The following is a 12,284-nucleotide window of genomic DNA, read 5'->3' as shown; positions in this document are numbered from 1 at the left end:
CGCGGCCCTCCACACCACCGCGGCGGCGCCCCACTCGCCTCCTGATCACCCACCATAACCCGTCTCCCCGACAATCAGCGCAGGTCAGCAAGGCTGTAGCACGGCGATCGCGGTCAGCAACCGGTGGCGGATGATGCAGCGGGTATCAGCCCGCTGAGTCCTGCTTCCGAGCCTGCGCCGCGAACTCCAAGACCCCGATCGCCGCTCGAATGCTGGCTTCGTCCAACGACAGCAGCACCTCGAGCGCCTGGCGCAGAGCGGGCCGTTGTCCGATCGCCGCTACGACCTCGGCCACCAACGACACGTCGGCCGGCTCGGTCACCTGCAGCAGCCGTAGCGCCAGCTCCCGGGTGCGGGGATCGCGCAACGCGACCGCGACCTCGATCTGCCGGTGGATCTCGGCGCTCTTCGCGTCGTCGAAGAAGTACGCCGCCGACACGCCGAAGAACTCCGCGAGGCCCTGCAGATGCGCTCGGCTCGGGTTCGCCTTGCTGTTCCGCATCATCTCGGAGATGTACTGCCGAGTCATGCTGACGCCCGTCGTCTCGGTGACGAACGTGGCGACCTGCTCGTAGGTCCACTTCCGTCCGTCGGGACGGCGGGCCTCCTCGAAGAGGTAGGCGAGGCGTTTTCCAAGGGTCGGTAGTTTGCGGCCCTCCTGCTCGACCGTCGACACCGTGCTGCCGCCCTCCACCGCATCCTCCTCGGTCGAACTCATCCATCTCGCCCTGTCTGCAGCGCTCTGACCTGCGCAATGGTGGCTACAGTTGACAAGTCGCGAAACTCGTCTATCGTCGGAACCGATAGTAAACTAGAGCCATCATTCACGGGAAGCGGTCTCCGTGAATCATTCCGAAATCGTGCACGGAGTCGCGGGGCGATCGCCTGCCCTCGGGTATTGCCGACCCCGGCGACCCGGGCCCCGCATGGACCACGACGTGCCGGTGCCGACTCCGCAGGAGGGAGCCGACACCGGCGTAGCCGGGCCGCGCCGCCCTGCGGCCCACCGGGCAGGCCGCCGGCCGGGTAGCCACACCACGATGGCAGCACCCCGGCCGGTGGCCTGCCGTTCCGAACACCAGCGATGCAGCCCGCATCAGCCGCGAGCGGACCTTTGGGGGGAACGTTCTTCATGTCGCCGCATACCTGGATCCACCGCCACAACCGGCTCCGCGTCCGCGTCGGCCAGCGGACCGAGCCTGTTCCCGAGCCGATCGAGGGTCTGCTGCTCTACGGGCCCGACGATCTCACCGCCGACGTCGGCGCCGATCTCCTGCGCCTGGACGGCACACTCGCCGCGCTGGCCCGCCGGCTTCGCGCCAACGCCGAAGCCGCCGCCCGTGAGATCAGCCGTCACCACGCCGACCGCGGTGGTGCGGCACGCCCGCTCACCGGGCGCACCCGGGCCGAGGCCGTCGCCGGTCACACCCGCATCGTCGAGCAACTCGACGACGTCACCATCACCATCGAAGTGCTCCACGAATTCGTCATCAGCCTCGCCCCCGACGGCCTGCTCCGCGACGTCGCCGAAGGCTGGCAGCGCAACCCGGAGCCCCCGGCCCACGTCGAAGTCATCCTCGACGAATTCCTCGCCGCCGAACTCGACCGCCGACGCGCCCGCCCCGATGGCTGGGGCGGCACCGCGCTCAACGGCGTCGAGGAATTCGGCGCGCACTGGCGCCGCGAGCCCGACGACGACCCCAGCGAACTGCCGCCGCACTACCTGACCGGCAGCTGGGTGCTGGGCTACCTGCCCACCACCACCGAGGTCTACGCCGTCCGGCGAGGCGATGGCCCGCACACCTTCTGGCTGCTCGGCGGCGGCTTCGCCACGCTCGATGAGATCACCGGTGTCCTCGCGCCGATCCTGCCGAAGATGCGCTGCCCCAACTCCCTCATCCTGGCCGCCGAGACCATCCACGCGGCCCGCCGGCTGCGGGACGTGCACACCCACGCCGAGGCCGGATGATGCCGCCTGCATCGCCGAGGGAACTCCGAACCCACAAGCCCGAGCGCGCGGTGACCGTGACCACCGCGGTGCTCACCCCCTCGTCGCTGCACCGTCCCCGATGGACGGTGCAGCGACGAGCATTCCTCAAGGGGACACCATGAATCGCCCCGCCAGCCCCGCCGGACACACCGTGCCTCAGCGCCGGTGGGGCCTGGCCGGGTTCGCCCTCGCCGCGGCCGCCGCGCTCGCCGGATGCTCGAACTCGCCGCCCCCCGCTCCCCCGCCGCCGATACCGCCTGCATCACCGGTTCCGCTGCCGCCACCGGACACCGACGGGCCGGAGCTGACGGTCAACGGACAGGTTACCTGGACGATGCCGCACCCGGGGTGCGTGCAGCTCGCCATCGGCTCGCAGACCTTCACCCTGGTCGGCCCGGCCGCAGGGCAGCGGCTCGGCGCCGTCCGCGCCGGAACGGCCCCGAGCACCGAACGCGTGCAGATCACCGGGTACGTCGCCCGGGTCGGTGCCTCCGTCTGCGGTGCCCAGCGAAACCTCGTCGCACAACGCATCGATCCCGCTCCCGGGTAAGCAAAAGAAAATAGCGCCACTTCTCTGCCTCGATCTGAATTCGCGGATCGAGCCCTTTGACGTGCGCGAAATAAGTGTCGGAAAACTCGTCAAAATTGAATGCTGGATGTGGTTGACATTGCGTGTCGAATCGATGCAAGGTGATGACGTCCGGCGAGCATAGCCGCTGGTCAGGTCGGCAACCTTGCTGGCCGACACCGAGGGGGACCCGCAGTCAATACGAGGAGAGCCGCGCTTGGTGGCACTCGTCGTTCGGACGCGAAATCGTCGGCAACCGTCGAATTTGCAAGCGGGCTCGGTGCGTCGGAAACAGACAACGAAACGGGAGCCATTCATGGCAGTACGACCTTCCCGCGCGGCCGGGCTGATCGCCGGCTGCGCGGTACTCGCGGGAATCGCGGCCGCACCGGCCGCGACCGCCCAGGACAGCACCGCGCCCGACGGCCGCACCGCGCTCGCGGGCTCCGTGCCCAGCTGGGCCACGCCCGCCGCCCGGGTCGGCCACGTCGACCCCCGCCAGCAGCGCCACATTCAGATCGCGCTCGCCCTGCGCGACCCCGCCGGAGCCGAAGCCCTCGCGAAAGCCGTGTCCACCCCCGGCTCGCCGGAATACGGACGGCACCTCAGCAACACCGAGTTCCTCGCCCGGTTCGGCCCGACCCAGGAGAGCATCGACCAGGTCACGACCTGGCTGCGCGGCCAAGGCCTGCGTGTGACCGGCGTCGCCGGAAACCGGCACTTCATCTCGGCCGACGCCGACGTCGCCCAGCTGCAGACCACCTTCCGCACCTCCCTGGCGACCTACCGCCACACCACCCGCGACGGCCGCACGCACGTCCTCGCCGCGCCGGAATCCGCCGTGACCGTTCCGGCCGCCATCCGCAGCACCGTCACCGCGGTGCTCGGCCTGGACGATTCGAGCAAGACCATCACCCCGGCCCAGGCCACCGCGATCCGCCCGGACGGCACCCGGCCCGGCGTCACCCCGGCCGCCGGCGACCCGAACAGCTGCGCCCGGTTCTGGGCCGAGACCAACAACGCGAACGTGCCGCAGAAGTACGCCGCCGGGCAGCAGAGCAACGCCCTGTGCGGCTACACCAGCCCGCAGCTGCGCGCGATCTACAGCCTGCCCAGCACGGCCACCGGCGCCGGGCAGACCGTCGGCATCGTCGGCGCCTACAACCTGTCCACCATCGTGGCCGACACCAACCGCGCCGCCGGGCAGTTCGGCGCCCCGGCCCTCACCAGCGGCCAGTACAACGCCGTCCTCCCCGGCGCCTTCACCGACCAGGACCGATGCGGGCCCGACTCGTGGGCCAGCGAACAGGCCCTCGACGTCCAGGCCATCCACGAAGTCGCCCCGGCCGCGAAGATCACCTACTACGCGGGCGCGTCCTGCCTCGACCTGTTCAACACCCTCAACAAGGCCGTCGCCGACGACCAGGTCAGCGTCATCAACAACTCCTGGCTCTACCCCGGCGAGAGCAGCGTCTCGCAGGCCGAACGCGACCAGCTGGGCGCCATCGCCGTCCAGGCCGCCATCCAGGGCCAAGCCCTACTGTTCGCCTCCGGTGACTCCGGCGACAACTCCGCCCCGGCCGCCGCCGGACGCGCCGAAGCCAGCTACCCGGCCTCGCACCCGTGGGTGACCGCCGTCGGCGGCACCTCGGTCGCGCTCGACGCCAGCAACCGCGTGAAGTTCCAGACCGGCTGGGAGAACTCCGGCAACACCCAGTCCGGCAACACCTGGACCCCGCAGTCCGACGCGGACGGCCGCTTCGCCGGCGGCGCCGGTGGCGGCGTCAGCACGCTCTACGACCAGCCCGACTACCAGCAGGGCGTCGTGCCGGCCACGATCGCCGGAGGCCACCGCGCCGTCCCGGACATCTCCGCCCTCGCCGACTCCTACACCGGGCTCGCGATCGCCTTCACCACGCCGCAGGGCTACGCCGCCTACTCCAGCGGCGGCACGTCGCTCGCCGCGCCGATCCTCGTCGGCCTGGTCGCCAACGCCCAGCAGGCTCACGGCGGCGGCCGGCTCGGGTTCCTCAACGCCGCGCTCTACGCGCTGAGCGGAAAGGCACAGATCACCGATGTGAAGCCGGTCAAGGCCGGGATCTGGTCGCCGTACATGGCCGGGTTCGGCCACGTCACCGTGCCCTCGGCGTCCGGCTCGTACCTGCTCGACCTCGACAGCAAGCCGCAGAGCTTGCAGTCCGGCACCGGCTGGGACCCGGTAACCGGCATCGGCACCCCGGCCAGCGGTTTCGTCTCCGCCCTCGGCCAGTAGCACCGCGGGGTGGCTGCCGACCCGGGGGCGGCAGCCACCCCACCCCACCACCTCGACCACCAGAAAGGAGGCCGCGCCGTGGCCGACGACACCGAGCACCAGGACCATCCCGCCGCCGTCGACGTCACCGGCCCGCGCGCCCGCGGACGCCACCGCCGCCGCGCCGCCGAGCCACCCCGCGGCCGCCGCGGTACCCGCTGGGCCATCGTCGCCCTCGCCACGCTCGCCGTCCTCGGCGCGCTCACCTGGACCAGCTGCGGCACCAGCGGGTCCGACGCGGTGATCCAGCGTGGATCACTGACCCGCGTCGGGGTCGACGTCGACGACGTCGCCGTGATCGAGCCGGTGCCGGTCACCGCGCAGCAGCTGACCCAGCTTCCCCGCGCCGACACCTTCGGCACCGTGTCCGCCGCGCTGGCCGACCCCGCACCGCGCGACGCACCCGGCGGCCGGCTGGTCCACCCGACCGCCGTAATCCCGGTTTACGCCGCGCCCGGCGGCCCAGCGATCGCCGCGCTGCCGCCCACCGAACTCGTCAGCGACACCTGGCTGCCCGTCGTCGCCGAGCAACCCGGCTGGGCCGAAGTCCTGCTGCCCGCCAGGCCGAACGATCGCGCCGGATGGATCTACCTCGACGACACCGTCGGCACCGCCCACAGCTCGTACCGGATCGAGGTCGACCGCGCCCGATTCACCCTCGACCTCTTCCGCGACGGAACACCGGTCGGGCACTGGACGGTCGGGGTCGGCAAGCCCGGCTCGCCGACCCCGGCGACCCGCACGTTCATCCTCGCGTCCATCAAGGACGTCCACCCCACGTTCTCGCCGATCATCCTGCCGACCGGCGCCCACAGCGACACCTACTCCACCTACGGCGGCGGCCCCGGCACCGTGGGCCTGCACACCTGGCCCACCGCCGACGTCTACGGCCGCCCCAGCTCTGACGGCTGCATCCGGATCCCGCCGGACGCGCTGCAGGTCATCAGCACGCAGGTCCCGATCGGGTCCCCGGTGCTGATCCGGTGAACACCCATCCAGGCCCGGCCGGGCCACTTCAGGCAAGGGGGGACCACGTGGTCCGCACATCCAGAACCGTTCTCGCCGGTATCGGCGCCGGCGGCGTCCTCATCGCCAGCGCCACCGCGCTCGTGCTCACCGCCGGAGCGCCCGCGAACGCGGCCGCCACCACCTCGACCGCCTACGGCGTCTCGGCCAGCGGCGTCGACCCGGTCAGCGCGACACCCTCGGTGTCCAGCAGCGGGGAGGTCAAGTCCGCATCCGGCTCGGCCGCGGGCAAAGCCGGGACGTTCTCGGCGAGCGGGATCACCGTGCGCGCCGGTGCCGGGATCGCCGAAGCGACCGTGGGCGCCCTGACCGTCGGCGGCAAGTCCATCGGCTCGGTCAGCGCGAAGTGCTCGAACGGCGAGACGACCTACAGCCACTCCGGCAGCGCACCCGCGGCCAGCAACCTCAAGGTCAGCTTCGGCGGCGGCGCGGGCGCGACGGTCCAGATCATCGGCGCGGGCGGCAAGGCGGTCGAGACGATCACCGTCGCCGTCGTCAAGTGCGGCACCGGCACCCCGCCGCCGACCAGCCAGCCGCCCACCGGCACGCCCACCGAGCAGCCACCGACAGGCCAGCCCACGACGCCGCCCGGCGGCAAGCCGACTCACCAGCCCAGCGGCAAGCCCACCACGCAGCCGCCCACCGGCACGCACCGACCGGGCCGGACGCCGGACAAGCCGGCGCCGCCGCCCGTCCCGCGCGACGGTCACCACCCGGTGACCGGCTGAGCGACCCGACCCACGTCGCTCAGTACCCCCACGGCCCGGCGGCCCGCTCCACCTTCCCCGGGAGCGGGCCGCCCGGCCCAACCTCAAGGAGAAACACGTGATCAGCAAGACCATCGCCCGCACCATCATCATCGGCGGCCTCGCCACCGCCGCCGCCCTCGGCACCGTCGGCGTCGCCGCGGCCGCCGCCCCGGGCTCCTACTCGCACGGCATCACCGCCACGCCGAACGGGCAGATCGGCACTGCCGTCGTCACGCCCGGTACCCGCGAAGGCGGCGTGCAGCCCGACGGCACCCGGATCTGGGCGACGCCGGACAACCGCGAACTCACCGTGCAGCCGAACGGCACCCGCATCTGGTGACGACCCAGCCCCCGGTCACCCGGTGATCCAGCCTGCATCACGGACACCGAAGACCGGAGCACCGAGTGTGGGCGGGGCGGCGCCCCACACCCGGAAACCACTACCGCAGAAAGGTTCCCGTGCCAGCGCCACCGCCCACGCCACGGCCGACGACACTGCTCAGCCGCGGCAACCGCCGACTCGCCGACGCCGGCGTCTACACCTGGACGCTCCCCGCGCTCTCGGCCCGGCTCAACGGCGTCACCGTCCGCACCTGCCCGTCAGCGGGCATCTGCGCGCACGTCTGCTACGCGCTGGCCGGAACCTACCGCTTCGCCAACGTCCGCCGCCGCCACCTCGCGAACCTCGCCTACGTCATCGAGGACCTACCCGGATGGGAGCACGCGATGAAGACCGAACTCACCGCCGCGCGCTTCACCGGCGCCTGGGTCCGCATCCACGACGCCGGCGACTTCTTCTCCGACGCCTACACCCGCGCGTGGCTCCGCATCATGCACGCCACCCCGCACACCAAGTTCTACTGCTACACCAAGGAAATCCGCAGGTTCCGGCATCTCGTCGAGCCGGAGCCGCCAGAAAACTTCCTCTTCGTCTACAGCTTCGGCGGCCGCGACGACCAACTGCTCGACGACCGGCGCGACCGCGTCGCCGACGTCTTCCCGACCGGCGCGGCCATCGAAGCCGCCGGCTGGCACTCCCAAGAGGACTCCGACCTGCTCGCCGTCCTCGGCCCCGCACCCGTCGGCATCCCCGCCAACAGAATCGCGCACTTCCTGACCCGCTTGGATGGTCGCACCTTCCGGCAGTGGCAGGCCGAAGACGACGCCCGCCGCGGCCGCCGCCTCTGCAGCGAGCGCGTCGACGACGCGCTGCGACGTCATCCGCGCCGCGGGCCCGCCGGACTGATGCGCGCTGCATCGCACCGGCCCGCAGAGGACCTGCGCACCGACGTTGACGCCTCGCCCGTCCGGGAGGTCCCGTGACGTCGCTGCACCTCGTCCCGGTGCCGTTCGCGTACGCGGCCGGGTTCGTCGACACCTGGCACCGCACGCACAAACGACCCCCGGGCTGCAAATTCTGCGTCGGCGTCGCCGACCACGACGGCGTCCTGCGCGGCGTCGCCATCGTCGGCCGACCCGTCTCCCGGATGCTCGACAACGGCGCCACGCTCGAGGTCACCCGCACGACCACCGACGGCACGCGCAACGCCAACTCGATGCTCTACGGCGCCGTCACCCGCGCCACCTTCGCCCTCGGCTACACCCGGCTGATCACCTACACCCAACGACCCGAGACCGGCGCGTCGCTACGCGCCGCCGGCTGGCGCGTCATCGCCGAGCGCCCAGCGCGGCCCGGGTGGACCAGACCCAGCCGCCCCCGCGCCGTCCTCGGCACCGAAGCCATCCCCCGCACGCTCTGGGAGGCCACGTGACATCCGCATCCGGCGGCGCCCCGCCGTTCCGAGGCCGCCCAGCGGATGCGGACCGCCGCAGTCCGCACCCCCAGCCCGCCGTCCGGCGTCGCCCGCTTCGACCGGGCCGCCCACGGCGACCCCGGCCCCGCACCACGGGGCAAGCCGACGACCAGGAAGGAGGCCAGCACCACCGGCGGCCGCCGGGCTCCACGACCGTGGCGCGCGACCGCCCCGTAACCCCCCAACGGGAGCGCAGCCGCCGGACCCCGGCCGCATGTCGCCCACCCACGGCCACCCAGGAGCCCGGCCGCCACCGGCCAACCGGACAGACCACGACCAGGAGCACCATGGACCACCAGCGGCCCGAAGGCACGCCGTCACCCGGTGACGCCGTGCTCGCCCCGCCGATGCCGGTGATCCTGCGCGGCGACGCCCGCGCCCTCCCACTGCAGGACGCCTCCGTCGACCTCGTGGTCACCTCCCCGCCCTACTACGCCCTTCGGTCCTACCAGGACGGCGGCCGCCACTACGCCGGCCAGCTCGGCGACGAGCCAAGCCCCCGCGCATTCCTCGCCGCCCTGCTGGACTGCACGCGCGAGATGGTCCGCGTCCTCAAACCGGCCGGATCGATCTTCATCGCCCTCGGCGACAAGTACTCCGGCGCCCAAGGCCAGACCCAGACCGGCGTCCACGGCCGCCGGCACCGCCCCGACGCGGCCGCGACCTGGCGCCAGACCGACCCGCGTCGGACCGGCATCCCGACCAAGAGCCTCATGCTGCTGCCCGAGCGGTTCCGGATCGCCGCCGTCGACGAGCTCGGCCTCACCGCCCGCGCCGTCATCATCTGGGCCAAACCCAACGGCCTGCCCGAATCCGTGACCGACCGCGTCCGCCGATCCCATGAGGACTGGGTCCACCTCACTACCCAGCCGCACTACTACGCCGACCTCGACGAAATCCGCGAACTCTACGACGGCGACCGGACCCTGTCCCGGCGCGTCAAGCACTCCGGGCCCGGCAAGCACATCCAGCGCGCGGCATGGCACAAGCAGCACCCCCGCGGCCGGATCCCCGGCTCGGTGTGGCTGATCGCCACCCAGCCCCTGACCGTCCCCGCCTCGCTCGGCGTCGACCACTACGCCGTCTTCCCACCGCAGTGGCCCAGCCGCCTTATCCGCGCCTGGTCACCAGCCGGCGGTGTCGTTCTCGACCCCTTCGGTGGCACCGCGACCACCGCGCTCACCGCAGCTCTTCACGGCCGCATCGGGATCAGCGTCGACCTCTCCGCCGACTACGGCCGCATCGCCCGATGGCGAGCCACCGACCCGCGCGAGCGCGCCCGCGCCGCCGGCACCGATCCGGCCAAAGCCGCACCCGTCGATCCCGCGCAGCCCGACCTGTTCGGAGGGCTGACCGAATGAGCCCGTCTACGCCAGCCCGGATCGCGGCCGCCGACCTTGCGACAGCTGCTGATACAGGCCGAATCACCGCTCAGCCGATCAGCGCGGCCGCCTGCCCACCCGGACGCCACCTGCTGCACCCGCTGCGCCACGCGGCCCCGACCTCGCCCGTCGGCGTGGCCGGGCGCAAACGACCACGAGAGGAAGCCGATGACCGACCGTCCCCCGCCGGAACCCCGGCGGACCTACCTCGACGACCCCGAGCTGCCGCTGGTGCTCGAACCAGGACACGAGCGTGCCGACGCCGCAGCAGTTCTCGACGAGCTGCTGGATCGCTCCCCCAACTCCGAGGAAGCCGCGTTGCTGATCCGGGGTGCGGTGATGCTGCGCGCCACGGGTGCCGGGACCGCCGCGGCGTGCCTGAGCACGTCGATGACCTGGCTCTACGGCTGAATCCGCACGTCCCGCGTCCACCGTGCGCCGTTACCACGGGAGCAGCCGTGCCTGACCCTCACCCGACCGGCGACCAGCCCGCCGTCACCCCGGCAGCCGCGGCGGGCAGACCCGCCGAGGTGATGCAGGCTGGATCACCGCGTCCCCGCCGCCGCGCGTCGAAACTCGCGCTCCTGCTCGCCTACGTCGCCAGCATCGTCATCGGCAATCTCACCACCAGCTACCTCGGTCTCGCCCCCGCCGGCTTCGGCCTCATGGTCACCGCGGGCACCTACGCCAGCGGCCTGGCCCTCGGCTTCCGCGATCACCTCCAGGACGCCGCCGGCGTCCGCTGGGTCGTCGCCGGGATCGCCGCAGGCATCGCAGTGTCCGCGATCAGCGGAGATCCCCGCATTGCGCTCGCCTCCGCAGCCGCCTTCGCGGTGGGCGAAGCCGCCGACCTCGCCGTCTACACCCCGTTGCGACAGCGCCGCGGGTTCCGGCCAGCGCTCATCGCCTCCAACACGGCCGGCGGGATCGTCGACACCTGCCTGTTCCTGGTCGTCGCGGGATTCCCGCTCACCGCCGACGTCGTCGCCGGACAGCTGCTGGTGAAGGCCGTGTGGACCACCGGGCTCTACCTCCTTGTCCGAGAAGCGGCGAGACGTGCTCTACCTCGCAAACGCCAGCTCACCGAAGGTGCGTGACGCCATGCGCGCTGGTGATCTCGGCCAGATGTGCACCCCCGCCGAGGGCCGTACACCGCTGCCCGGTGTCGAGTGGGGCGCCGATACCGGCTGCTTCTCGGCCAAGGGCTACCCCGGCGACGAGAAGTGGATCGCGTGGCTGGAGAAGCTGGTCCCCTGGCAGGACCACTGCCTGTTCGCGGCCGCGCCGGACAGGTTCGACCCCGCCCTCGGCAACGACATGGGCGCGGCCTCACTCGAGCGATCCCGCCAATGGCTGCCGATCATCCGCTCCCTCGGATACCCCGCCGCCCTGGTCGCGCAGGACGGTCTCACCGTCGGCGACGTGCCGTGGGACGAGATCGACGCGCTGTTCGTCGGCGGCACCACCGAGTGGAAGCTGTCCCGCTCCGCGCAACGCCTGGAGGTCGCCGCGAAGGAGCGGGGCAAGCACCTTCACGTCGGCCGGGTGAACAGCGCTCGCCGCTGGCAGATCACCGAACTGTTCGGCTGCGACACCGCCGACGGAACGTTCCTCGCCTACGGGCCCGACCAGAACCTCAACCGCCAGGCCCGCTGGCCCGTGCCCAACCTGTTCGGAGACCAGGCATGACCGAACCCACACTCCTCGCAGCCGCCCCGGGTGACACCGGCGCCCGCGAGATCCGCCCCGGCCCCGCGGCCGCCGACGCCGGACTGCAGGCGCAGAAGCTCACCGCCGACCTCGACCGGCTCGCCCGCATGATCCGTACCGCGCCGCGCTTCCTCGACGCCGTCCGCTGGTGGGCAGCGTTCCCCCTGCGCGGCCAGCTGCTCGAACCGCCCGTCACCCACGAGCTCAGCGAAGCCTCGGCGATCCTGCTCGACCTGCCACCCGGCACGCGCGTGCTCCGGCGCGAACTCCGGCTGGTCAGCGCCATGAGCGGCCCGCCCTTCACCGTCGCCACCGTGTCCGAATACGTCCACGAAGCCCTTCTCGGCGCCAACCTCGGCGCTCGCCGAGCCCTACGCGAAGGCGGCCAGCCCGTCGACGACATCCTCGACGGCCTCCACCGCGCCGCCTACCTGCTCTCCCGCCCGCCCGTCGGCAACGACAACCAGAAAGCAGACCTGCCCGCGCTCTTCTCGCACGCCGTGCTCAGCGGAGCAGGTCGCCCCGTGGCGCTCACCACCGAAGCCGTGCACCGGCAGCTGGTCACCCATCGCGCGCCCGACACCATCCCGCACTACGCCGACCGCATCCCCCGCCCCGCCCGGATCACGCCATGAACCGCCACCTCCGCCCCGCCGTGGCGGCCCCTCACTCTCACTCGCGGCGCGGCGAACTACACCCCGCCAGCCGCACTTCCCCTGCCGTGAAAGGAAAAC

14 protein-coding genes are annotated in these 12,284 nt (G+C 72.2%); 13 read left to right on the top strand and 1 reads right to left on the bottom strand.

Annotation, left to right across the window (positions count from 1 at the left end; genetic code table 11):
• Positions 1-145 precede the first annotated feature (145 nt).
• Complete coding sequence (locus ACYVLJ_RS46635; RefSeq protein WP_460443564.1) at positions 146-718, bottom strand: helix-turn-helix domain-containing protein; 573 nt, start codon at positions 716-718, stop codon at positions 146-148.
• 414 nt (positions 719-1,132) lie between these two features.
• On the opposite strand from ACYVLJ_RS46635, the gene ACYVLJ_RS46630 reads away from it, so the two are divergent.
• The 13 genes from ACYVLJ_RS46630 (at position 1,133) to ACYVLJ_RS46570 (ending at position 12,185) form a co-directional block, all read left to right on the top strand.
• Complete coding sequence (locus tag ACYVLJ_RS46630; RefSeq protein WP_460443563.1) at positions 1,133-1,969, top strand: hypothetical protein; 837 nt, start codon at positions 1,133-1,135, stop codon at positions 1,967-1,969.
• A gap of 139 nt (positions 1,970-2,108) precedes the next feature.
• Positions 2,109-2,540, top strand: a complete 432-nt coding sequence (locus tag ACYVLJ_RS46625) for a hypothetical protein (protein ID WP_460443562.1) — start codon at positions 2,109-2,111, stop codon at positions 2,538-2,540.
• Between the two features lie 334 nt (positions 2,541-2,874).
• On the top strand, positions 2,875-4,830 hold the full coding sequence (locus tag ACYVLJ_RS46620; protein WP_460443561.1) for a S53 family peptidase: 1,956 nt from the start codon (positions 2,875-2,877) through the stop codon (positions 4,828-4,830).
• Positions 4,831-4,908: 78 nt separating this feature from the next.
• Positions 4,909-5,856: a L,D-transpeptidase gene (locus ACYVLJ_RS46615; RefSeq protein WP_460443560.1), complete on the top strand. Its 948-nt coding sequence runs from the start codon at positions 4,909-4,911 to the stop codon at positions 5,854-5,856.
• 47 nt (positions 5,857-5,903) lie between these two features.
• A complete protein-coding gene (locus ACYVLJ_RS46610; RefSeq protein ID WP_460443559.1) occupies positions 5,904-6,623 on the top strand; it encodes a hypothetical protein in 720 nt (239 codons plus the stop codon).
• A 97-nt stretch (positions 6,624-6,720) separates the two neighbouring features.
• Positions 6,721-6,984, top strand: coding sequence for a hypothetical protein (locus tag ACYVLJ_RS46605; RefSeq protein ID WP_460443558.1), 264 nt, complete (start codon positions 6,721-6,723; stop codon positions 6,982-6,984).
• A 119-nt stretch (positions 6,985-7,103) separates the two neighbouring features.
• Positions 7,104-7,967, top strand: coding sequence for a GP88 family protein (locus tag ACYVLJ_RS46600; RefSeq protein WP_460443557.1), 864 nt, complete (start codon positions 7,104-7,106; stop codon positions 7,965-7,967).
• Positions 7,964-8,416: an XF1762 family protein gene (locus ACYVLJ_RS46595; RefSeq protein WP_310977488.1), complete on the top strand. Its 453-nt coding sequence runs from the start codon at positions 7,964-7,966 to the stop codon at positions 8,414-8,416. The genes ACYVLJ_RS46600 and ACYVLJ_RS46595 overlap by 4 nt, the downstream gene beginning before the upstream one ends.
• Before the next feature lie 329 nt (positions 8,417-8,745).
• Positions 8,746-9,819, top strand: coding sequence for a DNA-methyltransferase (locus ACYVLJ_RS46590; protein WP_460443556.1), 1,074 nt, complete (start codon positions 8,746-8,748; stop codon positions 9,817-9,819).
• 189 nt (positions 9,820-10,008) lie between these two features.
• On the top strand, positions 10,009-10,251 hold the full coding sequence (locus ACYVLJ_RS46585; RefSeq protein WP_460443555.1) for a hypothetical protein: 243 nt from the start codon (positions 10,009-10,011) through the stop codon (positions 10,249-10,251).
• A 47-nt stretch (positions 10,252-10,298) separates the two neighbouring features.
• A complete protein-coding gene (locus tag ACYVLJ_RS46580; RefSeq protein ID WP_460443554.1) occupies positions 10,299-10,937 on the top strand; it encodes a VUT family protein in 639 nt (212 codons plus the stop codon).
• Between the two features lie 4 nt (positions 10,938-10,941).
• On the top strand, positions 10,942-11,529 hold the full coding sequence (locus ACYVLJ_RS46575; RefSeq protein WP_460443553.1) for a hypothetical protein: 588 nt from the start codon (positions 10,942-10,944) through the stop codon (positions 11,527-11,529).
• Complete coding sequence (locus ACYVLJ_RS46570; protein ID WP_460443552.1) at positions 11,526-12,185, top strand: hypothetical protein; 660 nt, start codon at positions 11,526-11,528, stop codon at positions 12,183-12,185. Before ACYVLJ_RS46575 ends, ACYVLJ_RS46570 begins: the two co-directional genes overlap by 4 nt.
• Positions 12,186-12,284: the final 99 nt, after the last annotated feature.

It is taken from the genome of Amycolatopsis stemonae (assembly GCF_054781455.1).
The sequence above is the reverse complement of the archived record's forward strand: the minus strand, read 5'-3'. Positions and strand labels throughout refer to the sequence as shown.

Bases quoted from the DNA above. Each gene is read 5' to 3' on its own strand.
- ACYVLJ_RS46585 (WP_460443555.1), top strand. From the start codon at position 10,009: ATGACCGACCGTCCCCCGCCGGAACCCCGGCGGACCTACCTCGACGAC.
- ACYVLJ_RS46570 (WP_460443552.1), top strand. From the start codon at position 11,526: ATGACCGAACCCACACTCCTCGCAGCCGCCCCGGGTGACACCGGCGCC.
- ACYVLJ_RS46620 (WP_460443561.1), top strand. From the start codon at position 2,875: ATGGCAGTACGACCTTCCCGCGCGGCCGGGCTGATCGCCGGCTGCGCG.
- ACYVLJ_RS46575 (WP_460443553.1), top strand. From the start codon at position 10,942: ATGCGCGCTGGTGATCTCGGCCAGATGTGCACCCCCGCCGAGGGCCGT.
- ACYVLJ_RS46630 (WP_460443563.1), top strand. From the start codon at position 1,133: ATGTCGCCGCATACCTGGATCCACCGCCACAACCGGCTCCGCGTCCGC.
- ACYVLJ_RS46590 (WP_460443556.1), top strand. From the start codon at position 8,746: ATGGACCACCAGCGGCCCGAAGGCACGCCGTCACCCGGTGACGCCGTG.
- ACYVLJ_RS46635 (WP_460443564.1), bottom strand. From the start codon at position 718: ATGAGTTCGACCGAGGAGGATGCGGTGGAGGGCGGCAGCACGGTGTCG.
- ACYVLJ_RS46625 (WP_460443562.1), top strand. From the start codon at position 2,109: ATGAATCGCCCCGCCAGCCCCGCCGGACACACCGTGCCTCAGCGCCGG.